Origin of the sequence: Actinoplanes sp. GCM10030250 (assembly GCF_042666575.1) — a bacterium.
GTDB lineage: Bacteria > Actinomycetota > Actinomycetes > Mycobacteriales > Micromonosporaceae > Actinoplanes.
This window is the reverse complement of the sequence record NZ_JBHTDO010000006.1, coordinates 1-22,057: the sequence shown is the minus strand read 5'-3', so window position 1 is coordinate 22,057 and position 22,057 is coordinate 1. Positions and strand designations below refer to the sequence as shown.

The window sequence follows — 22,057 nt, the reverse complement described above, 5'->3', positions numbered from 1 at the left end:
CGGCGCGACGATGGGCGGATGGCTGGCCTGTCGGCGCGCGACCACCACCGGCTGCTGGACCTCGTCGTCGAGGCGATGCACGAGGCCGGCGCCGGCCGCGCCATCTGGCCGGTTGTCATGGGCGCCCTGGCCGAGTCGCTGGGCATCACCCTCGGCGGCGCGCTCGAGGTCCAGTGGCCGACCGGCTCCGTGGCGGTCCTGGCGATGTGGCCCGGCTGGGCGGGCGGTACCCTGCCCGGCCCGGCGGAGAACCGCGCCTACCCCCTGATCCGGCACTACGGCAATCACGCCGACCCGGTGCCGCGCACCCTGCGGGACGTCACCGACCAGTACCGGTGGGGCACCTCCCCCCGGTACGCGGCGATGCGCGACGGTTTCGGCGACGCCGCCGAGCACATCATGGTGCCGCTCGGCCGTTCCGGCGGCACCTTCCGGCTGCTCGGCGCGGCCCGCCCCGACATGCCGTACGCCGACCGTGAGCGCGCCTTCCTGACCCGGCTCCGGCCGGCCCTCGTCGAACTCGACGGTCACACCGAGACCCTCGAACGGTGGCGCCGGTCCGTCGAGAAGGCCGACCGGACACCGAAGGCCTGCCTGTCCGACCACCACATCACGCCCCGGGAGTTGGCGGTGCTGACCCTGCTGGCCGAGGGGATGCCGGTGGTCGCGGTCGGGCACCGGCTCGGCATCTCCCCGCGCACGGTCACCAAGCACCAGGAGAACCTGCAGCGCAAGCTGCGTACGGTCGACCGGCTGAGCACGGTGCTCCGCGCCCAGCAACTCGGTCTGGTGGCAGCTCGGCTCACACCTTCGGCGGCCGCTGGAACGGTCGTACGGTGATCACTGCCCGTTATGTGCGGGCGTGGTGTACCTTGCCGCGTGGTCCACCGTCCGTCCATTTTGGGGGAAACGATGTCCACCAGCATGTCGCGCCGTTCGGCGCTCGGTCTTGGTGCTGCGGCAGCCGTCGCGGGTGCCGGCGTGAGCGGCCCCGCGCAGGCCGCTGCGGCCGGTCCGGCGAGCATCAAGAAGGTGTACGAGAAGGAGAAGGCCAAGGTCGGCGGCCTCTGGCACACCCACATCGCGGCGGTGGACTCCACCGGTGCGATCAAGCCGATCGTCGAGGACGACGCGGATCACGTCACCTACGGATACAGCGTGCAGAAGCTGGCCGTGGCGACCGCGGTGATGGAGAAGATCGACCAGGGCGAGTACACGCTGGGCTCGAAGTTCGACCTGACGGACGCCATCATCCTGGGCGGCTCGGGCATCTATCACCTGCACCGCGAGTACGGCGACAAGATCACCATCGGGAACTTCCTGACCGCGATGCTGCTGGTCTCGGACAACACGGCGGTACGCCTGTGCGGCCTGGTCGTTCCGGCTCTGGAGATCAACGAGATTCTGGCGGCGAAGGGTTTCGTGCACACCCGGGTGGAGCCGGTGGCGAACCCGAACCGTTTCTACCTGGGGACCACGACGCCGCGGGAGACGCACGACCTGCTGTGGCGGCTGGCGAACAAGACACTGCTGAAGCCGGAGTCCTGTGACTTCCTGCTGAGCGTCACCCGGTGGATCAACGGCTACCACGACGGCGTCCGCCGCGTGATGTCGTCCAAGGAGCGCGAGCGCGTGGCCACCAAGTACGGCGCCGACTTCAACGATCTCGGCGAGTCCCGGCACGAGGCGGGCATCATGTTCAGCGCGGACGGTGCGCCGCTGCTGACCTACGCGATGTTCGCCGAGGGCCTGGGCGACCCGGAGAACTACGGTGCCACCCACCCGGCGGTGCAGGCGCACGCCAAGATCGGGCGCACCATGCTGGACAACCTGCCGGCGGCTCCGGCGGGCGCGGCGGTCACCGCCCGTACGGCCGTGCCCCGCACCCTGCCCAAGCCGTTCCACCCGGTGAACGGCGGCTGATCGATGTGGAGAGGCGCCGCGCTCAGGCGCGGCGCCTCTCGCCAAATGCGCATTGAGGCGGCAGCCGCAAACGGCTGCCCGAAGTGCGGACCATCGATGCGCAGCGTAGAACTCAGAGAGACCACCTCGATCCCGGGCGACCCACGCCGACCGGGATAAAAGGATCGTCGAACACCGGCTCTCACGGTAGATCGATCACCGCTCCTCGAGGGAGTACCGGATGAGTTCCTTGGATGGCCCGCACGGGGACCTGCCGCCGACGGAGAAGACCGCCGCTTCCGTCGGTGTGGTGGATCCGCACGAGCACCACTGGTTCGCCGAGCCGACGAAACCGGTCGGCTGGAAGTACGTATCAGGCCTGGTCCTCGCCCAGCTGATCTTCTTCATCGCCCTGCTCGGCCCGGCGATCATCGGCATCGGCGTCAAGGTCCAGCAGATCGTGCCCGATGATCAGAAGACGTCCGCGCTGGGCACCGTCGCCGGGTTCGGTGCGCTGTTCGCCGTCATCGGCAACGTGCTGTTCGGCAGGTTCTCCGACCGCACCACGTCACGTTTCGGCCGGCGCCGGCCGTGGATCGTCGGTGGCACCGTGGTCATGACCCTGGCCTTCCTGGTGATGGCTCTCGGACAGACCGTCCCGGTGGTCGCGGCCGGCTGGTGCCTGGCGCAACTGGGCGCCAACGCGACCCTCGCGCCGTTCATCGCCACGATCGCCGACCAGGTGCCCAAGTTCCAGCGGGGCAGGGTCTCGGCGCTGCTCGGCATCGCCCAGAACGTCGGCATCCTCGGCGGCACCTACGTCGCCCAGCTCTTCCAGGACCACATGGTGATCCTGTTCGTCGGACCGTCGATCCTGTCGATCGGCGCGATGCTGCTGTTCGTCTTCGTCCTGCCCGATCAGCGGCTGACCGCCCGGCCGCCCCGAATGGACCTGCGGGAGTGGGTCACCACGTTCTGGCTCAGCCCTCGCAAGTACCCCGACTTCGCCTTCGCCTGGTGGTCCCGGTTCCTCATCACGCTCGCGACCTTCATGTTCACCACGTTCCGGCTCTACTTCATCCAGGACGAGCTGCACCTCTCCGAGGACGACGCACCCGCCGCGGTGACCATCGGCGTGCTGGTCTACACGATCGCGCTGATCGCCTCCGGATACATCGCCGGCCGGATCTCCGACCGCACCGGCCGGCGCAAGTTCCTCGTCGCCGGTTCCACCCTGCTCTTCGGGATCGGCACCATAGCGCTCGCGCACGTCACGACGGTGGGCCAGTTCTACATGGTCGAGGCCTTGATGGGCGTCGCCTACGGCATCTACGTGGGTGTCGACCTGGCGCTCGTCGTGGACGTGCTGCCCAACCCCGACGACTCCGGCAAGGACCTGGGCGTGTTCAACATGGCGAACGCCCTGCCGCAGACCGTGGCCCCGCTGATCGGCGCGGTCCTGCTCGCTGTTTCCAGCGCCGATAATCAGAACTACACCCTTCTTCTGTACGCCGCCGGTATCGTCGCGCTGCTGGGCGCCCTGGTCGTCCTGCCGATCAAGAAGGTGAGGTGACACCAGTGCTGGACGTCGACCGGCTCCTGGACGAGCTGACCGTGGCCGAGAAGGCCTCGCTGACCAGCGGCTCCTCGTTCTGGTACACCGCACCCGTGGAACGGCTGGGCATCCCGGCGATCATGGTCTCGGACGGGCCGCACGGCCTGCGTGCCCAGCCGCGTGAGAGCGACCACGTCGGCCTGGCCGGGTCGCTCCCGGCCACCTGCTTCCCGACCGCGTCGGCGATCGCCTCCTCGTGGAACCCCGGGCTGCTGCACCGGATCGGCCAGGCGCTGGCCCAGGAGGCACGGGCGTGCAACCTGTCGGTGATCCTCGGCCCGGGGATCAACATGAAACGGTCGCCGCTGTGCGGGCGCAACTTCGAGTACTTCTCCGAGGACCCGTTCCTGGCCGGTGAGCTCGCCGTCGGCATCGTCGACGGCATCCAGTCCCGCGGCGTCGGCACCTCCGTCAAGCACTACGCCGCCAACAACCAGGAGACCGACCGGCTCCGCGTCGACGCCCAGGTCGACGAGCGCACCCTGCGCGAGATCTACCTGCCCGCCTTCGAACGGGTCGTCCGGGCCGCCCAGCCGTGGACGATCATGTGCGCCTACAACAAGGTCAACGGCCGGTCCGCCTCGGAGAACACCTGGCTGCTCAGCACCGTGCTGCGCGAGGAGTTCGGCTTCGAGGGGCTGATCGTCTCGGACTGGGGAGCGGTGTACCGCCGCGTACCGGCGCTGCTGGCCGGGCTCGACCTGGAGATGCCACCGGCCCTGGGCCGCAGCCCCGAGGCGGTCGTCGCCGCTGTCGAATCCGGCGAGGTGCCGACCGAGGTGCTCGACGCCCGGGTCCGCAAGGTCCTGGAACTGGTGGCCAAGGGCATGCCCGTCCTCGATCTGGAGGAGTCCTTCGACGAGGACACGCATCACGCCCTGGCCCGGGAGGCGGCCGCGGAATCCGTCGTGCTGCTGAAGAACGACGGCCTGCTTCCGCTGGCCCCCGACGCCGGCATCGCGGTCATCGGCGAGTTCGCCCGGACACCGCGGTTCCAGGGCGCAGGGTCGTCGCAGGTGACACCGACACGTGTGGACGTGCTGCTCGACGAGTTGCGCGAGGTCTACGGCGAGGTGCCGTTCGCGGCCGGGTACGGCATCGGCGAGACGGGCGGCGACGCGGCCCTGCGCGAGGAGGCCGAACAGGTGGCCCGAGCGGCCGGGACCGTGATCATGGTGATCGGGTTGCCCGGTGCTGACGAGTCGGAGGGCTTCGACCGTACGCACATGAACCTTCCGGCCAACCAGCTCGCCGCGTTGCGTGCGGTGGCGGCGGCCAACCCGGATGTCGTCGTGGTGCTGGTCAACGGCTCGACGGTGATCCTCGGCGAGGTGACCGCGCACGCGAAGGCGCTGGTCGAGGCCTGGCTCGGCGGGCAGGCGGCGGGCGGCGGCATCGCCGATGTGCTGACCGGCGCGGTGAATCCGTCGGGTCGCCTGGCCGAGAGCGTCCCGCACCGGATGGAGGACAACTCCGCCCACCTGAACTTCCCGGGCGACTCACAGGTGGTGCGGTACGGCGAAGGGCTGTTCATCGGCTACCGGGGTTACGACAGGGGCCGCCAGGACGTGGCCTTTCCGTTCGGCTTCGGTCTCTCGTACACCAGCTTTGGGCTCTCTGATCTGAAGGTCTTGGTCCGTGGCTCGGTTACCGAGGGCAATCTGGAGGCCACCGTCACGGTGACGGTGAGCAACACCGGCGGCGTCGCCGGTGCCGAGGTGGTGCAGGTCTACGTCGATGACGTGGAGTCGAGCGTGACCCGGCCGGTCCGCGAGCTCAAGGGCTTCGCCAAGGTCCACCTGGCCGCGGGCGCCTCCCGGGAGGTGTCGATCGAACTCGACCGGCGAGCCTTCGCGTTCTGGTCGGCGCGGCACAGCGACTGGGTGGTCGAGGCCGGTGAATTCGTGATCGCTGTCGGACATCACTCCCGTGACCTTCCCCTGACCGCGACCGTCCGCATCGAGGCGCCGAGCCTCGCCGCTCCGCTGACCCGCGACTCCACCCTGCAGGAATGGATGAGCGACCCGGCCGGACGGCAACTCGTCGAGGAGGAGGTGGAGAACGGTCAACCGGCCGCGGTGCTCCAGGACGAGCTGCTGAGCGTGATCGGCACGATGCCGATGAGCACCCTGGCGAATTTCGGCGGCATGAGCCTCGACCACGACGCCCTCGACCGGATCGCCGAAGCGTGGCGTCAGCCGCGCCGGGCGTCGTAACGGGCTGCGTCATGCGCTCCGTCACGGGCAATGCGTGCCCGCGACGCCCAATGAGCGGCGCCGAGCCGTTCCGCGACGACCATGGCGTCTGCGTAATGGCCGGCCGCCACGGACGGTGATCCCAGCGCGGCGGCCAGATCACCGAGCGTGTGATCGACCGGTCCGAGGGTCAGGTGGGCGTGCAACAGCCCCGGCAGATGACCGCGCCACGGCAGGAGCTGCCAGTAGCAGACCGCCGCGGTCAACAGGTCGCCCAGCTGAACGGCGTTCTCGGCACGCAACGCCGTCCAGCGGAACCAGTAGTGGTCCCGCGGAATCGCCACGCCGGGATTCCAGACGGCGCGGGCCTGCTCGGTACGGCCGGCAGCGATCAGCAGCCGTGCGTACGGTTCGGCGACGGCGTCGCCGAACAGCTCATGAGCCGGCCGGGCCAGCTCCGCCAGCGCGGCCATCCGCTCCCGGACACCGGGTTCGGGCCGTACCCGCTCCACGCAGAACCGGATCAACAGGTCCATCTCGTCGACACCCGGACTGCCGAGGTGCCTGAGATCCGCGATCACCGGCGCGTACGCCGCCTCCGCCTCGTCGACCCGGCCCGCGATCAGCTCACGCAGGCCCCGGAACATCCCGATGATGGCGAGCGCCAGCCCGAGCTGACCGCTCGTGGCGTGCTCGGCGGCCCGGTCGAGGTGCCATTGCGCTCCGTCGAGGTCGTTCTGGCCCAGCTTCGCCATGCACAGGATGTGATGAGCCTGCGTCCGGTACGCGGTGAGCCCGTGAGCGACGGCCACATCCAGCTGCCGCTTGCCGATGTCGTCCAGCTCGCACCACCGGTCGGGGCCGAGCGTCGCGACGTAGCGGTACCGCGCGTTCAGCGCCCGGCAGAGCAGCACCGGATCGTCCAGCCGGTCCGCGATCTCGACCGCCGCGGCGCTCGCCTCGTCCGTGCGCCGCGGATCGGTGGCCTCGATCTCGGGTGCGAGGGTCGCCAGCAGCAGACAGCGGGCGACCGGGTCGCCGGGCGGGACCATCGCGAGGGTGGCGGTCAGCCCGGCGACCAGTTCCTGGTTCCGCTCCCGATACTCCCTGGTGGTCCACAGTGTGGGCGCGTCGTAGGCGGTGTAGGCGCGGGTCAGGCTGTGCCGGTCGCCGAGCCGGTGGGCGAGCCGGATGGCCAGCGCGCGTGACCGCAGGGCGCAGCGTACGTCGCCGGCGTGCGCCTGCGCCGAGACCAGCATGCAGAGCAGGTCGAGGCGTACCGCGTCATCGCCGGCTTCCTCGCCGAGCACGTCGAGCGCGCCGGAGAGCAACACGATCGCCTCCCCGTAGGCGCACGCGTCGAGGGCGAGCCGGCCGGCTTGCGCACCCCGGGCCGCCGCCGACCGCGCGGTGGCCGGACCGGCCGCCGCCAGCGCATGGTGCGCCAGCGCCGAGACGCCGTGGGGACGGACCCTGACCAGCGTGTTCAGCACCCTGGTGTGCAGGTCGGCGCGGCGCAGGCGCGGAAGATCGTGGTAGATCGTGTCGCGGACCAGCACGTGGGAGAACCGGACGCTGCCGGGCGCCGGCTCGGTGAGCAGACCGGCGCGGACAGCCGCTTCCAGACCTTCCAGGGTGACGTCCGCCCCGGCCGGATCGACCGACAGCAGCACCTCCACCTCGACCTCGATGCCGAACACGGCGACCGTTCGCAGTGCGGCGCGCGCGGCCGGGGACAGGCCCGCCAGCCTGCGCCGCAGCACGTCACCCACACCGGGAGGCACCAGTTCCGTGGCGGCCGCGAACCCTTTGCCGGCGATCAACCGGGCGGTCTCTCCGACGAACAAAGGATTTCCTTGTGTACGCGTGACGATCAGCCGGACGACCTCCGGAGCGACAACCGTGCTCAGGTGCTCGCCCAGCAGCAGTGCCACGTCCGGCTCGGCGAGACCGGCGAGGTCCACCCGGTCGGAGCGGGGACCGGTCAGGGCGGCCCGGGTCGCGTTGAGTGCCGGGCCAATCTCGGTCGGCCGCAGGGTCGCCACCACCAGGACCGGCCGGTCGGCGAGTTCAGTGGCCGCGTACCGCAGGATCTGCAGGGTCTCCTCGCCGGCCCGATGCACGTCGTCGAGCACCACCAGCAGCGGCCGCAAGCCGGCGTGCAGGCGCAGCAGGTCCACCACGGCCCGGGCGGCCCAGAACGGCGCGACCACCGGGCCCTCGTCGCTGATCAACGGCCGGAGCCGTTCCGTCAGGACGCGATCCGGCACCGGTTCACCACCGCTGAGCAGGGCACGGACGACGTCCGCCCAGGCCCACGCGGACGGCGCGCCGTCGACCTCGGGGCTGCGGCCCAGAGCCGTGCGCCACCCCTGCCCGGCCAGCGTGGACGTCAGCGCCCGGGTGAGCGCCGACTTGCCCGCACCGGCCTCACCGCCCACCCACACCAGGCGGAAACCCCCCTCCCGGGCGGCCGACGCGTGGCCGCCGAGCGTGGCGAGCTCCCCGTCGCGGCCCACCAGCCGTTCAGCAACCGCCTGGGTCGTTTCGCCCATGGTCAGCGCTGCCTGGAAGAACCGCTCGCGCTCGGCGCCCACCAGCCCGAACGCGTCCGCCAGCAGCCGTACCGTGGCCGGACGGGGCGTGCCCGTCTGCCGAGCCTCGATCTTGCGGATGCCGCGCACGCTGACCCCGGCCCGATGGGCGAGATCCTCCTGCGACAGCCCCAGCCGCCGCCGGTTGGCACGGACGAGATCGCCCACCATCCGACCATCCCCTCGCGTGGCAGCAGCAGCGGTGCCGCTGCCTGCAATGTGCCACCCCGGCTCCCGCCCGGGCCAGCGAGTATCGAGGGTCCGACTGTTCCGGTGCCGCATCCAAGTGCCGGTGTACCGGCCTCACCCGCCGGGCGAAGTGCCGGTCAGATGCCGCCCCGGTACCTCGATCCCCGGGGCACCGGGCGCGATGGTCGAAGGCGACACCATCAACTCCGGGATAGGAACGCCCATGCCCAAGAACATCCTGCCGCGCGGCCTCATCCGCGTCGCCGTACTGACCATGCTGGCGGTGGCGGGAGCAGCCGTCACCTCGGCGTCACCCGCCGCCGCCGCGATCAGCCCCGCAGGCATCACCTTCGAAAGCCACAACTTCTTCCCCCTGCCGGGCCAGACAACAGTCGAGGGCACCGTGTTCTGCTCGGCGGGAACGCAGGTCGTCGCCGCCGCCGCGGGCGGCGTCATCCTCGACACGCTGCGCCCGGTGGCCTCCACCATGGTGAACGCCACCGGCCGGATCCTCGCCGCCGGCGGCGCCCTCACCGTGACCGCCACCTGTGTTCCGGTCGGCCGCCTCGGCAACGTGACGACCATCTCCAAGGAGTTCCCCAGCAAGGGCGCCGCGTTCCGGCACGACTTCCTCCAGTGCCCGGCCGGCTTCTACGCCTTCGGCGGCGGCGGCCACTACGTCAACTCCCTGCACGGCACCAGCCCCAACGGCCGCAACATGGTCTCCAACGCGCCCTCCGCGGACGGCACCAAATGGACCTTCGCCGGCACCGACAACGTCCTCAGCGACTCGATGGTGATCACCACCCAGTGCGCCCAGATGGCAAACCCACGGCGTGACCAGATCATCCAGGCCGGCGTCCCGTCAGTCGCCGGCAACTTCGTCGGCGACTACGCCAACTGCCCGGCAGGCTGGACCGCCATCAGCGGCGGCGTCTACCTGACCAACCGCGACGGGTCGGAAGCCCCCGGCCGCACCATCTGGTCAGTCCCCGCCACCAGGGCCGGCGGCATCAGCAGCTGGTTCGCCTCAGGCCAGGCCAACACGGCGGCCAACACCAAGACCAACACGCTCGCCCAGTGCATCTTCTGACAGCGGCACAGGTGGTCCGTACCCCTAACGGGTGCGGGCCACCTGTCGTCAGTGGTGGTCAGCGGTCGCCGATGCCCCGTGTCCGCCCCTTGCTGACCTCGCCACCCACCGTCTCGTGCCGGGTGACGGAGCTCCGGATATCAGCGCGCTCGCGGAAGGCGAGCAGATCGGCAGCATGCGGCAGGCGGACCGGCGGAGACGCGCCACGCATGGCGACGATTCCCTGATCTGATCACGCACGTGATGCGCAATGCCTGCCCAGGCGCTCGATCGCTGTGGACGGCGGGTGACCTGTATGGTGCAACGATCGACCACCAAGGCTCTGACCTGCGGTTAGTTTCGACCGACCGTTGGCATTGCGCGAACCTGTGCTACGACGAGCTAGGGTATAGCATCGCTGCTATGACGTGGGGCGCTGTTGAGCTTGAGCCGGAGGTGGAGAAGTGGTTGGAGAGCCTGCCGACTGCCCAGTTCGCCCACGCGGCGTTCTACGTCGACCTGCTCGCTGAACAAGGACCACTGCTGGGCGAGCCTTACACGAAGCAGCTCGATCGGAAGCTGCGGGAGCTGCGGTTCCATCTGGAGCGGCGGGCGGTCCGGATCACCTACTGGATCGCGACCGGCAGGAGGATCATCCTTTTGACGGTTTCTGCAAGACGCGCATGCGGGAAGAGCGGGAGATCGACCGGGCGCGCCGAGCGCTGGCGCGGTGTATCGACGAGGCGCATGAGGCTGTGGACGAGGAGACGGGGTCATGAGCGAAAGTGGCGGTTGGGCCGCTATGCGGGAGCGGCGGATGGCTGAGCCGGGTGCCGCGGAGGCGTACGACGCTGCGCGCTTGGCCTTTGAACTTGGTCGTTCTGTTCGAGAGCTTCGCGAGCGCCGAGGTTGGAGCCAAACACAGCTGGCGAAGGCATCGGGAATGACGCAGTCCGCGGTCGCCCGGTTCGAGGCCGGCGGAACTGTTCCTACCTTGTCGGTGCTGGAGCGGCTGGCGACGGCGTTGGACGTACACCTCAGAGTGGGTTTCGAGCCGCGCGGCGAGGCCGCTTGAGCAGCAGCAGACTGCCCAAGCAGCCACGGCGACACTCGTGCCCACGAAGTAAGCCGGAAGGGCCGCGTGAGAATCTCTCAGCGTGGCGCTCGTGCCCGTGTCGTGGCGAGCGAACCGGGTCGCTCACGTCGAACACGCTGTTCCTGGCCGGGCCGATCGCCTTCGACGGCCGCCTGATCCAATGCGCCGGCCAGGGCATCCGCGCGGCGCCCGGCAAGGATGTCGCCGTATCCTGCAGGCCTGGAGTTCCGCGATCAGGTTGACGGACGCAGGCGATGAGCGTGGCGGTCATGCGGGCAAAGGCCACAGGGCCGCCCGGCGGCGCGCGCCCGCCATGCACCGGACCATCGCCCGGTACGCCTGCTTGGGCCGGAGTTCATCGTCGAAAGGCAGCGGCCTGCGAGCCGCCCCGTCCTCCCGCGGCAGATCCTCCTCGAGCCAGGTGTAGCGGTCGGTGAGACCGAAGCTCATGACGACCTTGACAGCCGGATGGGACAGCGCAACATCGAGATAGCGCCGGTAGACGTCGGCGACCCCGACGTCGCGCGGACGCACCTCGGCCGGCAGCCCGTCGTCGAGCACGTCGAGTTCGGTGATCAGGATGTCGAGTCCCCGGTCAGCGACCCGGTCGAGCCAGCGGCTGTAGGCTCGCGCGTCGAACCGGTCGGCGAACTGCTCAGCGAGCAGGTGGGCCTGCACGCCGAGGGCATGAACCGGCGCACCCTCGCGGAGCAGTTGGTCGATGACCTGCAACGTGGCTCGCCGTCGCGGTTCCGGCTCGTCTCCCCACTGGTTGACCGTCTCGAAGCCGAACTCGTTCAGGACCAGCAGAGCCCGCGGGTCGGCCGCATGCGCCAGGTGGAACGCATCGGCCACATATGACGGCCCGATGGTCACCCACCACGGCACGTCGGTGCGAAAGCCACGTACGCCTTCGGGGCTGGTGACCTCGTTCGCGACGCTCCACGCGTCCACCCGGCCGCGGTAGCGCTGGACGGTCGCCGTGAGCGTGCCGAAGAGCAGCTCGCGCGCCTGTGCCCGGTCGATGGACCAGAGACAGTCGTCCGGCCAGCCGTCGCCGAAGCCCTGATCCCAGACGAGGTGGGCGCCGAAAACTCGCATGTGGCTGGTTTCGGCCAGCTCAATGATGCGGTCGGCGTAGGAAAAGTCGAGCGGGGCGTCCGGCGCGGGCTTGAGCCGGTACCAGAGCAGGTCGTCCTCGGTGAACAACACCCTGGCTTCGCGCGCGTACAGCGCTGCGTAGTCGGCGTCGAGCTGCCAGGTGGCGATCGATGAGCCGAAAGCGATGCCCCGCTCGCGAGCCACCTTCCAGAGTGGTGCCGGAATACTGCCCGCCGTCGCGGAGCCCGACGGCACTCCGGCGGCGGCAAGACCCGCAGCGCCGGCCGCGCCGAGAAGCAGGGAACGGCGAGGTACGAGGAAGTCACCCATGTCGCCTCCTGGCAGAGGACGGTGCACAGAGCCGCGAATGCAGAACGGGGAAGCGCGTGCTCGCTCGGTCAGTGCGTCCCCCCACGGCACGTTAGGTGGCCTCCCGGGTGATCGCTGTCAGCCAGCTATCAGTTGACTACTTGCTGGTGGCCAGAACATGGACTCGGCAGTCGTGGGCGAGCGGGCCCGGACCAAGCGGGCCCGCCTCGCCTTCCGTTGTCAGGCGTCGGCGGAGTCGCGACTGCCGGCCTTCGCCAGGCCTCGGCTGACCATGTAGCCGATGGTCAGCAGAACGACGTAGAACCAGGCGCGGTCGGCGCGGAAGTAGTCGCCGGCGGCGCCGTTGTCACCGTTGCCGTTGCCGTCGACCACGAAGGAGGCGATGAGGACGCCGGCGACAGCGGCGACGTAGGCGATGAGCTCCGTGGTCTTGAACGCCGCTTTGGTCTCGGCGGGACGGCGCCGGGCCGGCCCATCGACGAGCAGGGTGTCGCGGCGGGTGGTACCTGCGGTGGTACTCGACATGTCAGTCTCCTATGGGCGTGACGCATGGGCCGCACGACTTCGTCGGCGGCGCGGGACGATGCGATCGATGTGCCGCGGCATTCGGTGCGGCAACATCGCGGCTACCCGTCCTCAAAGGCGGCAAACCAGCTAAATTCGATAAACCTTCATTAATCCGTACGAATCAGCGCCAACCAGGCCGTGCCGATGCCTCAACCGGCACGGCCGTCCTCCTCCAGCGCGATGCGCGCCTCGGAGCAGGTCATCGCGTCGTTCTGGTCGCTGTTGCGTCCGCCGTCCGGGGCGGGGTCCGGCTCGTAGCAGCGGTGGAACAGGCCGGTGCGCACAGACACCCATGCGGGCCCGCCGGTCTCGTCGAGATGCTCAGCGACCGAGTCCGGCCTCGTCGACCCTGCGGTGGAAGCGCATCCCCGCGAGCCCGCCCGCAACGGCGCCGAGCAGTGCGGCGACCAGGGCGATGGCAACAGCGACGATGCTGCCGGTCGTGACGTCGTCGCCGCCGATCGGCAGGCGGGGGAAGCCGCCGATGCGGTCCAGCAGGTCGTACTCGTTGCCGAGTGCGGCACCCGCGATGGCGACGGCCGCGGCGATCACGACGGCCCAGATCCAGACGGCGATGCCCTGCTTGACGCCGTTGAAGCGGGCCATGCGGCCGGCGACGTAGCCGCCGCAGAAGTAGGCGACCAGGATGACGGCCAGCAGGGTGAGGCCGCCGACGAGCCCGATCGTCGCGGCGCTGTCCCGCGCCTCACCGGCGTCAGTGCCGGTGGCGATGCCGACGGTGGCGCCGGCGGCCAGGAGCAAGGCGGTGAGCAGCACCGCCGTGCCGGTGGCGGTCAGCCAGCCGAAGAACGCCGAGCCCCACTTGATGCCGCCGTAGCGGTCCTTCTGCCGCGCCACGACCTCCCGCCGATCGGTGGCGGCAACGGTCGCGCCACTCCGGGGAGTCGCCGCGCCGGCCGTCCGCGCTTCAGACGTTGAACGCTCGGCTGTAGCGGGAGGTGCGGTGGCCGCCGGACGATCGGTGGCTGCCGCGGAATCGGCGTCCCGGGGAGCCGGGACCGCAGCGGGTGAATCTTTTTGGGGGGATGAACTCATGACAACTCCGACCGTTGCTCGCTGGCAGGAAAGGGGGTGTGATCGGGAGCCTTGTGAGCGACGGGTGCCCGCCGATTCCGCACGTAAACGCCGGAAGGGAGAGCAGTCGGACGAGAGTGGCCACACCGCCGGATCGGTGTAGCCGGCTGGTGATGGGGTAGCCGAGCCGCGACAGCAAACGCGATTACGGAGGACACCTTGGCGAAAGACACACTCTCCCGTTCCTTGCACGACGTCGGGCTCGCCGCCTGGTTCGGTGGCACCCTGGCGAACGCCGTCGCCCTGAACCCGGCCTCGGCGCAGGCCGACACCGCCAACGGCACCGGCCGGGTGGCCAACACCGGCTGGAACAACTGGACCCCGGTGAACGCCGCGGCGATCGGTGCGCACCTGGCCGGCAGCGTCGGCGAGCTGGTCGGCAACAAGTCGCGGCTGGCCGGGCAGCGCGGTGTCGGTACGACGGCACTGGCGAAGACCGGCCTGACCGCTGCGGCGCTGGCAGTGACCGGCTACAGCCGGCTGCTCGGCCGCAAGGTGGCCGAGGACACCTCGGTCCCGGCCCTGGCCGGTACGGAGCCCGCCTCCAGCACGCCGGACGACGTCTCGAAGGCGCAGAAGCAACTGTCCGCGCTGCAGTGGGTCGTACCGGCGCTGACCGGTGCGCTGATCATCGTGAGTTCGCTCGCCGGCGAGCAGCAGCGGGCGAGCGAGGTGAAGAAGGGTTTCCTGGCCCGGGTCACCCGTTCGGGTCGATGACCGGCGGAATCCGGAGCGCGGCGGCGCCGCGGTCGACGACGGTGCGATACCGGCCGTTGTCCTCCGCGGTGCGGCTGGGCCTTTGCTGTTAGCTTTCTCCCGTGCCCGTCGCCTCATGACCGGCGGTCACGAGGCTCGGACCTGGGCGTAGAAGGGCAGGCGCGGGCGTAGAGGGACAGGCGTGGGCGTAGAAGGACAGGCGTGGGCGTAGAAGGGCAGGCGTGGGCGTCGATGCAGTCTGGTGACAGCGGTTTGCTGGACTCCGCCCGTACCCTGCCTGTGGGTTTCGCTCAAGGCTTCTCCGCCGACGAGGTGTCCGAGGTACGACATGCGGCGCAGGGCTGGATCCGCGGCACCGGGCTCGCCGGCGACGCGATCGACGACTTCCTGGTCGCGGTCCACGAGCTGGTGATCAATGCCGCCATCCACGGCGGCGGGCACGGCGCACTCACCCTGCGGCTGGGGCGCGGCATCCTGGTCGCCGAGATCACCGACCGTGGCCCCGGTTTTCCTGGCGGTGTTCCGGAGAGCCCGGCGCTGCCGCCTGCCATGATCGCCGGCGGGCGAGGGCTGGCGCTGGCCCGCATGTTCAGCGATGCCATGGCCATCGTGCAGAAGCAGCAGGGTGTCACCGCTATGGTGACGCTGCGGGTGACGGCCCTCCAGAGCGACGCTGTGGCTCCGCCCCCGCGATCCTCGGTGTGAACCACGCGAGGTCACCCGATCCTCGGTGTGAACCACGCGAGGCCGACGTGACGGGCCGGACCCGAAAGGACGTGCGTGACCACTCTGGGAGCGTTGCGGCAGCTGCTGCGCCAGTCGCATCATGCCCGGCCGGAGGACCTGCCGCACATGGCCATGCGCGCCGCCGGCCTGGTCGGTGCCACCGCGATGATCATCTACGTGGTCGACCACCGGCAGCGTGAGCTGCTGCCCCTGATCGCCGGGTCGGCACCGCAGCGCGAACCGGTCGCGGTCGACGGCACTCTGCCCGGCCGGGCGTATTCGATGGCGAGCCCCTGCGCGGGTGACGGTGACGACGCCGGAGCACGGTCATGGTTACCGCTGCTCAACGGCAGCGAGCGGATGGGCGTACTCGAAGTCGTCTCACCGCGGCCGCTGGACGACCAGGCGGTCGACGACTGTGTCGCGATATCGTCGCTGCTGGCGGAGCTGCTGATCACCCGCAGCCTGTACAGCGACACCATCGAGCGGGCCCGCCGCCGCGAACCCATGCGGCTGGCCGCCGAGATGCTGCGCGCCCAGCTGCCGCCGCTGTCGTTCTCCACCGGCCATCTCATGATCAGCGGCATCCTCGAGCCGTGTTACGACGTGGGCGGTGACGCCTTCGACTACGCGGTCAACGGCGAGACCGCCCACCTGGCGCTGTTCGACGCCGCCGGGCACGGCTCGGCCGGTGGGATGCGCGCCGTCGTGCTGGCCTCGCTCGCCCTGGCGTCCTACCGCAACGCCCGCCGCGCCGGGATGGGCCTGATCGACACCTACCACCACATCGACGCCGCGGTCCGCGACCACGACCGGTACGGGATGATCACCGCCGTGCTGGCCGAGATCGATCAGCACACCGGCGTCCTCCAGGTGATCTCCGCCGGACACCCCAGCGGCATGGTCCTCCGCCAGGGGCGGGTCGCCAAGGTCCTGCCCACACCAACAGCCCTACCGGTCACCCTCGGTCACAAACGGCCGCCGGTGGTGGTCGAGGAGGCCCTCGAGCCGGGCGACCGGATCCTGCTCTACACCGACGGCATCATCGAGGCGCGCTCGGCGGAGGGTGAGCAGTTCGGCATCGATCGCCTCATCGATTTCGCCGTCAAAGCGGCGGCCGATCAGCTTCCCGCCCCGGAGACCGCCCGGCGGCTGGTCCACGCGATCCTCGACTACCAGGACGACCGGCTGCAGGACGACGCGACGATCCTGCTCGCCGACTGGCTCAGCACCGCGCCGGAGCACTCCGACACCGAAGAGATCACGGTCTCCGCCGATCACCTGCTCGATCCGCAGCCGGGCGGCTAAGGCCGTCGCCCGGCCCACCCGGCGGCGGCCAGACCAGCAGCGACAGTCATGTCGACCAGGGCGACGGGCCGCCACCGCGCCGACATCACGGCGAGCACCGCCCCGGTGGCGGCATGCATCGCATCCACTGCCGCGCTCACCCCCGCGACGCGACCCGCCGGCAGTGCCGTGGTCACCACCGCCTGCACGAGCTGCCGTGTACCGAGCACCCGGGCCACCGTCACGGCCACCGGCGGCGCGGTCGCCCGGCCGCCCATCCTCAGCAGGACCTCCGGCGCGATCAACAGAGCCAAACCCCATCCGGTACGCACGACCGCGGCGCTGCGAAGCGCCCCGCCCGCCCGGCCCCGCCGCAACACACCCATCGCCACGCCCCCGCCCCTTCGAAACGAAACACGAAAGTGCCGGCCGGCGTGATCCATCACGGACACGCCGGCCGGCATCAACTCACCGGGTGGTGGTCCGACGCCCCAGCAGCAGACCGAGCGCGATCATCCCCACGCCCAGGAAGAAGTGCAGCCAGTCGTCCGCGTTGTTCACCGGCACGAAGTTGGCAGCCGTGTCCTCACTGATGACCAGACCGTACAGCCACAGCACCAGGTAAACGGCGCCGCCACCGATCAGGAAGGTGCGGGCGCCGTCGAAGGTGCGAGCCAGGGCCAGCCCGGCCACCCCGAAGAGCAGGTGAACGATGTTGTGCAGGATCGACACCTGGAAGATGCCGAGCAGGTGCGCGTCCGAGTGGTGCCCGGCGAAGGCCATCTCGCTGTAGTCCGTGGTGATGCCGGGGATGAAGCCCAGCACTCCGACCAGGAGGAAGACGACGGAGACGGCTAGCGCCGCGGTGCGAACAGGGCTGCGTGCCGCTGTCGCGTTTCTCGAACCAGGATTGACGGTCATGAAAGTGTCCTCTCGGGTGGGAGGGCCCGCATTCCCCTGCCGTCCCGCCGTAAACAGCCCCAATTCCGTCGCTTTTCCGGCAGGCAAATCACCATCACGGAAAGGCCGGCGGCAGACCCATAGGATCGGCTGACGGCGGCTGAAGCGTCACTTCCGGCAGGGGGACCGGCGCTGGCCGGGCATGCTTTCAACACCTTTGGGGTACGCCCGGAGCACCGTGATCCACTGCCGGGGCGCGTCCCGCCACATGCGTCAGGCGGCGAACCCGGCCCACGGGGCGAGCGGCACCCGCAGCAGGTCGGCGGCGCCAGGTGCCATGGTGAAGGCGACAAGCGCCCGCGCGATGTGCGGCAGCGGGAGAACCAGGTCGACGCACCCGGTGGCCAGCGCCGCCGCGGGCATGTCACCCGCATACGCCGTGGACGGGTCCTCGACGATGGTGCGCCCGCCGTGCCGCTTGATCGCGCGAAGCCCGGCAGCGCCGTCACCGAGCCGCCCCGTCAACACGACACCTATCGCACGGGGCCCATAGGCTTCGGCGGCGCTGATGATCAATGGGTCGGCGGTCCGGGGGTCGCCGGCGGCCCTCAGTCGCAGGCGGCCGTCGACGATGCTGCCGGTCTGCCGGGCCGGCAGGACGGTGATGCCGGGCAGGTCAGCGGGCCAGTCGTCCTCGGCGAGGCGCACCGGCAGCACGGTCCGGCGTTGCAACGTGTCGGCCAGGGTGCGGCTGACGGCGGGCGTGCGGTGCTGCACGATCAGCACCGGCGTGGAGAACCCCTCCGGCAGCCCGGCGACGACACACGCCAGCGCGGCCGGTCCGCCGAGCGAGGCGGCGAGAACGACGAGGTCGAACTGCGGTGCCGCGGGAGTTCGTACGCCATCCAACACATCACGATCGTACGGCGTATGTACGACACCTGGCATATCGTCGTGGTTTCGGGGGTAGGCGGGCGGCGTCCTGAGGAGGCCTGCCATGTCCGACGACCTCGACGAGGCTCGTACCCGGAATTTCCTGCTGGCGGCGCTGCCCGCGGACGAGTGGAAGCGCATGCGGCGCACCGTCGAGATCCTCGAGGTGCAGCCCAAGGATCCGATCTACCTGGCCGGCCGGACGGTCGAACAGGTCGCCTTCCCGGTCACCGGCGTCCTGTCGATGATCAATGAGGTCGACGGTGAGGTGGCGGTCGAGGTGGCCACCATCGGCCGGGAGGGTATGGCGGGGCTGCCGGTCTTCCTGGGCGTGTCGGAGAGCCCGAACACCGTCGTGGCCCAGGTCCCGGGCCAGGTGATCCGGATGTCGGCCGCCGGGCTGCGGGAGTTCCTCATCAACGACGGCGTGCTGCACCGGCAGCTGCACCGATACGTTCAGGCCATGATCGTGCAGTTGTCGCAGAACGTCGTCTGCAACCGGCTGCACACCACTGAGGAACGCGCCGCCCGCTGGCTGCTGATGACGGCCGACCGGGTGGGCGACCTGCGCTTCCCGCTGAGACAGGAGTTCCTCGCCCAGATGCTGGGGGTGCGCCGCGCCACCGTGTCGCTGGCCGCCGGGCTGCTGCAGAGCGCCGGGCTGATCAGCTACCGGCGCGGCATCATCACGATCAGGGATCGGGAGCAGCTGGAGGAGGTCTGCTGCGAGTGTTACGCCATCGTGCGCGCCGAGTTCGAACGCCTCGCCAAGGCCGGCTGAGACCATGATGCGCTTACCGTAGAGGTGAGCGGATTGCTGCTTGAGGGAGTGTGATCGCGGGCGTGGAACCGGATGAGCGCACGTGGAACGAGCTGGCGGCGGAGGCACACCAGCGGGGTGAGCGTGCCGGCAAGCGTGCCGACGAAGCGCGTGATCGCCGGCAGGAGATCACCGAGCGCCGGCGAGCGACCGACACGCCCGGCGAGCCGGCGGCCGTGTCGGACCGGCAGGCAGCGGTTCGCGCCGCTGACAAGGCCCGGCAGAGCCGTGAGCGGGCGGCCAACGCCCACCGCAGTGCGGCAAGGGGCCACGAGCTCGCCCGGCAGGCCCACGAACGAGCCGCCGCGGGCGATCCCGCGAATGCCGCCCAGCATCTCGAAGACGCTGAGCGGCACCGTACCGAGGCGGAGAAAGCCAGGCGGGACGCTGAGGCAGACAGCCAGGCAGAGGAGACGGACGACCAGGTGGAGGAGGTGGAGGACCAGGTGCAAGACCCAGGTCAGCGGTAGTCGGGGGCCTCGGTCTCGTGGATGGCCAGTTCCTCCGCGGAGGCACCGCCGCCGGCGGCTCCGGCGTCGTAGGCCACGTTGTCCGGCTCGACGTCGTAGCCGGAGCCCTCGTCCGGCTCCACCAGCCGGCCGACCGGCTCCGGAGTGGTTCCGTCCAGCTGGCCGAAGTCGTACATCGACACCTTGGAGTCAGGGTCCGAGACCGGGCTGTCGCCGTAGACATCGGCGTCCAGGCGAGCCTGAGCCGCACCCTGCTCGTCGATCGCCTCGTCCGCCAGTGCACCGGGGGAGGCCAGCGGCTCCTCCGGCTGCACGTCCGGCTCCTCCTGCGACAGGCGGTAGTCGAGCGACTCGCCGGCCCGCTGCTCCTCGGCCGTCGTGCCGAACCGGTCGACGGCCTGCGGGCGGTCGGCCGGCAGCGCGGCCGGGTCCGGCCCGTCAGCCGATCGCCCGGTCTCGACGTCGTCGTACGCCGTGGAGTCGTCGTCAGCGGTACCGGGCAGTCCTTCGGTCTCCGGGTCGGACACCGGGGTCGGATAGTTGTCGTCTCGCATGACGACCGGCTACCCCGCCACCCCGCACCCGACACCTCCTACGCTCCGGCAATTGCCGCCGAGGCTGGGCACTCCTGGTCCGGAAACGGCGGCGGACCTGAACAGATGACTGTTCAGGCCCGCCGATGGTGGTTCGTCAGGCGAATCCCTTGACGGTTCGCCAGTCGGTCGAGATGACGACCTTCTGCGAACCGCCGTAGGTGGCCGTGGCCGTGTAGACCCGGGTCTCCCCGGTGGCCGCCACGACGGCCCACATGTCCGGGATGCGGTCGCCGGTCACGTCGGGGACACCGATGACCGCCTTGATCGTCGTCCAGCCGGAGCCGTACTCGTTGTCCTTGCCCTTGCCGGAGGCCGCCGCCGTCTTCAGCGAGTCCAGGTTGACGCTGCCGGCCACGGTGCCGGGCTTGCCGTGGCGCAGCCACATGAACCCGGTGTCGAGGTGGCGCCAGGTCAGGTCCGGGGTGCCGTCGAGGTCGACGTCGGCGAGGTTGACGATCTCCGAGCGGTTCCAGCCCTGGCTCATCAGCAGCGACGACTGGAAGCTGCCGCCGGTGTAGCCGCTGAGCACGTAGAGCGCGTCCGCCGAGCGGACCAGCAGGTCGGCCCGCTTGTCGCCGGTGATGTCACCGACCGCCTTCATCTGGATCCAGGTGGACGGCGCCGGCACGCCGGCCGGCAGCATGACCTTGATCCGGTCATCGACGTTGAAGCTGCCGTAGCCGTCGCCGGGATAGACCCAGAAACCGTCATGGGTACGGGCGAACAGGTCAGTCGTCCCGTCACCCGGGTAGACGTCGGAGTGCTTGGCGATCAGCGCCGCGGTCCCGTTGGCCGGGTCGGTCCAGTGGCCCTTCGGGTCGAGGGTGCCGTCGGTGGTGTAGGACGCCGTGATGGAGCCCCACAGGTCACCGCCGTCGTCGCCGGGCAGCGAGCGCAGGTTGCCGTTGGCGTCGATGATCAGCAGGTCGGGCTTGCCGTCGCCGCCGATGTCACCGGGGCCGTCGGCGATGTCACGCGGCGGCACGTAGAACGTGTAGATCTTCGTCGGGCTGGGGTTGCCGACCGCGTCGTACGCGATCACGTGCAGGCCGTTGGGCCCGGCGTGCCGGGGTGCCAGGGCGGGCACCGATCCGATGCCACCGCTCGCGGTCACCGGCGCCGGTGTACCGATGCCGTTGAACGTGTAGGTGAACCGGGTCGCGCCGGCCGACTCGAACGTCACCGGGCCGGTCTGTCCGAACTTGACGGTGGCCCAGGTGGCACCGTCCGGGGTCGCCTCCTTGAACACCTCACTCGACACGTCAGGCGTCGGCGGCGCCGAGGCGTCGATGGTGACCCGGCAGGTCGTCGTCTCGCTGGGATAGCGGTCGGACACAGCGCTACTCGTGTCCTCGGCCCGGACGTCCCAGTTGTAGCTGGCCTTGTCCGTCAGGGTGGTGGTGGCGATGGTCAGGCTGGCCCAGCCGTTCGCGTCCGGGGTGACCGCCGTGCCGCCGGTGACAGCGGGAGCCGTCGCGGTCGTCGCCCACCAGCGGAACCGCAGCTTGGACAGGTTGCCGTCGGGGTCGATCGACCGGGCCTTGAGCACGATGTTGGTCTTGCCCAGCGTCCGGGTGGCGGTGGCGACGACGCAGGCGCCACCGGGCGTGGTGGTCACGTCGGTGGGCTTGCCCGGCTCACGGTTGTAGGTCGCGGAGAGCACGGCGGTGTTGGCCTGGAACTTGCGCCAAGTGAGGGTGTCGCCCTCGGAGCTGGCGCGCATGCCCAGGGTGATGTTGGTGGCGCCGGCGGTGGCGCCGCGCTGGGCGGCGTCTTTGACGTTGAAGGAGACGTAGTCGTCGGAGCAGGAGCTGCTGTAGCCGTTGGCGAACGACAGTTTCTGCTGCAGGTA

General features: G+C 70.1%; 23 protein-coding genes. 12 read left to right on the top strand and 11 right to left on the bottom strand.

Annotated elements, in window-relative coordinates; genetic code table 11:
* Positions 1 to 18 precede the first annotated feature (18 nt).
* The 4 genes from ACFQV6_RS10885 (at position 19) to ACFQV6_RS10870 (ending at position 5,733) form a co-directional block, all read left to right on the top strand.
* Positions 19 to 840: a response regulator transcription factor gene (locus ACFQV6_RS10885; RefSeq protein ID WP_378027273.1), complete on the top strand. Its 822-nt coding sequence runs from the start codon at positions 19 to 21 to the stop codon at positions 838 to 840.
* 72 nt (positions 841 to 912) lie between these two features.
* Positions 913 to 1,923 (top strand): serine hydrolase, encoded by a 1,011-nt coding sequence (locus ACFQV6_RS10880; protein ID WP_378027272.1) that lies wholly within the window; start codon positions 913 to 915, stop codon positions 1,921 to 1,923.
* Positions 1,924 to 2,143: 220 nt separating this feature from the next.
* The gene (locus tag ACFQV6_RS10875) at positions 2,144 to 3,475 is read left to right on the top strand and encodes an MFS transporter (protein WP_378027271.1); all 1,332 of its coding nucleotides are present in this window, start codon (positions 2,144 to 2,146) and stop codon (positions 3,473 to 3,475) included.
* Entirely contained in the window at positions 3,472 to 5,733 is a 2,262-nt protein-coding gene (locus ACFQV6_RS10870; protein WP_378027270.1) for a glycoside hydrolase family 3 C-terminal domain-containing protein, read from the top strand. Before ACFQV6_RS10875 ends, ACFQV6_RS10870 begins: the two co-directional genes overlap by 4 nt.
* Here ACFQV6_RS10870 and ACFQV6_RS10865 read toward each other — a convergent pair.
* Positions 5,712 to 8,477, bottom strand: coding sequence for an ATP-binding protein (locus ACFQV6_RS10865; protein ID WP_378027269.1), 2,766 nt, complete (start codon positions 8,475 to 8,477; stop codon positions 5,712 to 5,714). The two genes, ACFQV6_RS10870 and ACFQV6_RS10865, sit on opposite strands and share 22 nt — an antisense overlap.
* Positions 8,478 to 8,718: 241 nt before the next feature.
* On the opposite strand from ACFQV6_RS10865, the gene ACFQV6_RS10860 reads away from it, so the two are divergent.
* Positions 8,719 to 9,588: a hypothetical protein gene (locus tag ACFQV6_RS10860; protein WP_378027268.1), complete on the top strand. Its 870-nt coding sequence runs from the start codon at positions 8,719 to 8,721 to the stop codon at positions 9,586 to 9,588.
* A 58-nt stretch (positions 9,589 to 9,646) separates the two neighbouring features.
* On the opposite strand, the gene ACFQV6_RS10855 is transcribed toward ACFQV6_RS10860, so the two are convergent.
* On the bottom strand, positions 9,647 to 9,799 hold the full coding sequence (locus ACFQV6_RS10855) for a hypothetical protein (protein ID WP_378027267.1): 153 nt from the start codon (positions 9,797 to 9,799) through the stop codon (positions 9,647 to 9,649).
* Positions 9,800 to 9,990: 191 nt separating this feature from the next.
* Between ACFQV6_RS10855 and ACFQV6_RS10850 the strand changes: the two genes are divergently transcribed.
* Entirely contained in the window at positions 9,991 to 10,392 is a 402-nt protein-coding gene (locus ACFQV6_RS10850; RefSeq protein ID WP_378027266.1) for a type II toxin-antitoxin system RelE/ParE family toxin, read from the top strand.
* A complete protein-coding gene (locus ACFQV6_RS10845) occupies positions 10,343 to 10,642 on the top strand; it encodes a multiprotein-bridging factor 1 family protein (RefSeq protein ID WP_378027265.1) in 300 nt (99 codons plus the stop codon). The genes ACFQV6_RS10850 and ACFQV6_RS10845 overlap by 50 nt, the downstream gene beginning before the upstream one ends.
* Before the next feature lie 288 nt (positions 10,643 to 10,930).
* On the opposite strand, the gene ACFQV6_RS10840 is transcribed toward ACFQV6_RS10845, so the two are convergent.
* From ACFQV6_RS10840 to ACFQV6_RS10825, 4 genes are all read right to left on the bottom strand, one after another.
* Positions 10,931 to 12,094, bottom strand: coding sequence for an endo-1,4-beta-xylanase (locus ACFQV6_RS10840; protein WP_378027264.1), 1,164 nt, complete (start codon positions 12,092 to 12,094; stop codon positions 10,931 to 10,933).
* 219 nt (positions 12,095 to 12,313) lie between these two features.
* Positions 12,314 to 12,619 carry a hypothetical protein gene (locus ACFQV6_RS10835; protein ID WP_378027263.1) on the bottom strand — a complete coding sequence of 102 codons (306 nt, stop codon included), beginning with the start codon at positions 12,617 to 12,619 and terminating at the stop codon, positions 12,314 to 12,316.
* Positions 12,620 to 12,810: 191 nt separating this feature from the next.
* On the bottom strand, positions 12,811 to 12,945 hold the full coding sequence (locus ACFQV6_RS10830; RefSeq protein ID WP_378027262.1) for a hypothetical protein: 135 nt from the start codon (positions 12,943 to 12,945) through the stop codon (positions 12,811 to 12,813).
* 37 nt (positions 12,946 to 12,982) lie between these two features.
* Positions 12,983 to 13,519 carry a hypothetical protein gene (locus ACFQV6_RS10825; RefSeq protein ID WP_378027261.1) on the bottom strand — a complete coding sequence of 179 codons (537 nt, stop codon included), beginning with the start codon at positions 13,517 to 13,519 and terminating at the stop codon, positions 12,983 to 12,985.
* 396 nt (positions 13,520 to 13,915) lie between these two features.
* Here ACFQV6_RS10825 and ACFQV6_RS10820 point away from each other — a divergent pair, with 396 nt between their 5' ends.
* From ACFQV6_RS10820 to ACFQV6_RS10810, 3 genes are all read left to right on the top strand, one after another.
* Positions 13,916 to 14,473 (top strand): hypothetical protein, encoded by a 558-nt coding sequence (locus ACFQV6_RS10820; RefSeq protein WP_378027260.1) that lies wholly within the window; start codon positions 13,916 to 13,918, stop codon positions 14,471 to 14,473.
* Positions 14,474 to 14,752: 279 nt separating this feature from the next.
* A complete protein-coding gene (locus ACFQV6_RS10815; RefSeq protein ID WP_378027259.1) occupies positions 14,753 to 15,178 on the top strand; it encodes an ATP-binding protein in 426 nt (141 codons plus the stop codon).
* 75 nt (positions 15,179 to 15,253) lie between these two features.
* Entirely contained in the window at positions 15,254 to 16,507 is a 1,254-nt protein-coding gene (locus ACFQV6_RS10810) for a PP2C family protein-serine/threonine phosphatase (protein ID WP_378027258.1), read from the top strand.
* Here the strand turns inward: ACFQV6_RS10810 and ACFQV6_RS10805 are convergent.
* The 3 genes from ACFQV6_RS10805 to ACFQV6_RS10795 form a co-directional block, all read right to left on the bottom strand.
* Entirely contained in the window at positions 16,504 to 16,878 is a 375-nt protein-coding gene (locus ACFQV6_RS10805; RefSeq protein ID WP_378027257.1) for a hypothetical protein, read from the bottom strand. The two genes, ACFQV6_RS10810 and ACFQV6_RS10805, sit on opposite strands and share 4 nt — an antisense overlap.
* Positions 16,879 to 16,954: 76 nt before the next feature.
* Entirely contained in the window at positions 16,955 to 17,407 is a 453-nt protein-coding gene (locus ACFQV6_RS10800) for a DUF4383 domain-containing protein (protein ID WP_378027256.1), read from the bottom strand.
* A 252-nt stretch (positions 17,408 to 17,659) separates the two neighbouring features.
* Entirely contained in the window at positions 17,660 to 18,298 is a 639-nt protein-coding gene (locus ACFQV6_RS10795; RefSeq protein ID WP_378027255.1) for a chemotaxis protein CheB, read from the bottom strand.
* Between the two features lie 85 nt (positions 18,299 to 18,383).
* Here ACFQV6_RS10795 and ACFQV6_RS10790 point away from each other — a divergent pair, with 85 nt between their 5' ends.
* Positions 18,384 to 19,100: a Crp/Fnr family transcriptional regulator gene (locus ACFQV6_RS10790; protein WP_378027254.1), complete on the top strand. Its 717-nt coding sequence runs from the start codon at positions 18,384 to 18,386 to the stop codon at positions 19,098 to 19,100.
* Positions 19,101 to 19,162: 62 nt separating this feature from the next.
* The gene (locus ACFQV6_RS10785) at positions 19,163 to 19,609 is read left to right on the top strand and encodes a hypothetical protein (protein ID WP_378027253.1); all 447 of its coding nucleotides are present in this window, start codon (positions 19,163 to 19,165) and stop codon (positions 19,607 to 19,609) included.
* On the opposite strand, the gene ACFQV6_RS10780 is transcribed toward ACFQV6_RS10785, so the two are convergent.
* Together ACFQV6_RS10780 and ACFQV6_RS10775 are read right to left on the bottom strand one after the other, a co-directional pair.
* Positions 19,600 to 20,163, bottom strand: coding sequence for a DUF5709 domain-containing protein (locus ACFQV6_RS10780; protein ID WP_378027252.1), 564 nt, complete (start codon positions 20,161 to 20,163; stop codon positions 19,600 to 19,602). The genes ACFQV6_RS10785 and ACFQV6_RS10780 overlap by 10 nt on opposite strands.
* A 136-nt stretch (positions 20,164 to 20,299) precedes the next feature.
* Positions 20,300 to 22,057: FG-GAP repeat domain-containing protein (locus tag ACFQV6_RS10775; RefSeq protein WP_378027251.1), on the bottom strand; the 1,758-nt coding region annotated here is incomplete at its 5' end.

Bases quoted from the DNA above. Each gene is read 5' to 3' on its own strand.
- ACFQV6_RS10835 (WP_378027263.1), bottom strand. From the start codon at position 12,619: ATGTCGAGTACCACCGCAGGTACCACCCGCCGCGACACCCTGCTCGTC.
- ACFQV6_RS10790 (WP_378027254.1), top strand. From the start codon at position 18,384: ATGTCCGACGACCTCGACGAGGCTCGTACCCGGAATTTCCTGCTGGCG.
- ACFQV6_RS10885 (WP_378027273.1), top strand. From the start codon at position 19: ATGGCTGGCCTGTCGGCGCGCGACCACCACCGGCTGCTGGACCTCGTC.
- ACFQV6_RS10850 (WP_378027266.1), top strand. From the start codon at position 9,991: ATGACGTGGGGCGCTGTTGAGCTTGAGCCGGAGGTGGAGAAGTGGTTG.
- ACFQV6_RS10840 (WP_378027264.1), bottom strand. From the start codon at position 12,094: ATGGGTGACTTCCTCGTACCTCGCCGTTCCCTGCTTCTCGGCGCGGCC.
- ACFQV6_RS10780 (WP_378027252.1), bottom strand. From the start codon at position 20,163: ATGCGAGACGACAACTATCCGACCCCGGTGTCCGACCCGGAGACCGAA.
- ACFQV6_RS10800 (WP_378027256.1), bottom strand. From the start codon at position 17,407: ATGACCGTCAATCCTGGTTCGAGAAACGCGACAGCGGCACGCAGCCCT.
- ACFQV6_RS10875 (WP_378027271.1), top strand. From the start codon at position 2,144: ATGAGTTCCTTGGATGGCCCGCACGGGGACCTGCCGCCGACGGAGAAG.
- ACFQV6_RS10855 (WP_378027267.1), bottom strand. From the start codon at position 9,799: ATGCGTGGCGCGTCTCCGCCGGTCCGCCTGCCGCATGCTGCCGATCTG.
- ACFQV6_RS10860 (WP_378027268.1), top strand. From the start codon at position 8,719: ATGCCCAAGAACATCCTGCCGCGCGGCCTCATCCGCGTCGCCGTACTG.
- ACFQV6_RS10865 (WP_378027269.1), bottom strand. From the start codon at position 8,477: ATGGTGGGCGATCTCGTCCGTGCCAACCGGCGGCGGCTGGGGCTGTCG.
- ACFQV6_RS10845 (WP_378027265.1), top strand. From the start codon at position 10,343: ATGAGCGAAAGTGGCGGTTGGGCCGCTATGCGGGAGCGGCGGATGGCT.
- ACFQV6_RS10880 (WP_378027272.1), top strand. From the start codon at position 913: ATGTCCACCAGCATGTCGCGCCGTTCGGCGCTCGGTCTTGGTGCTGCG.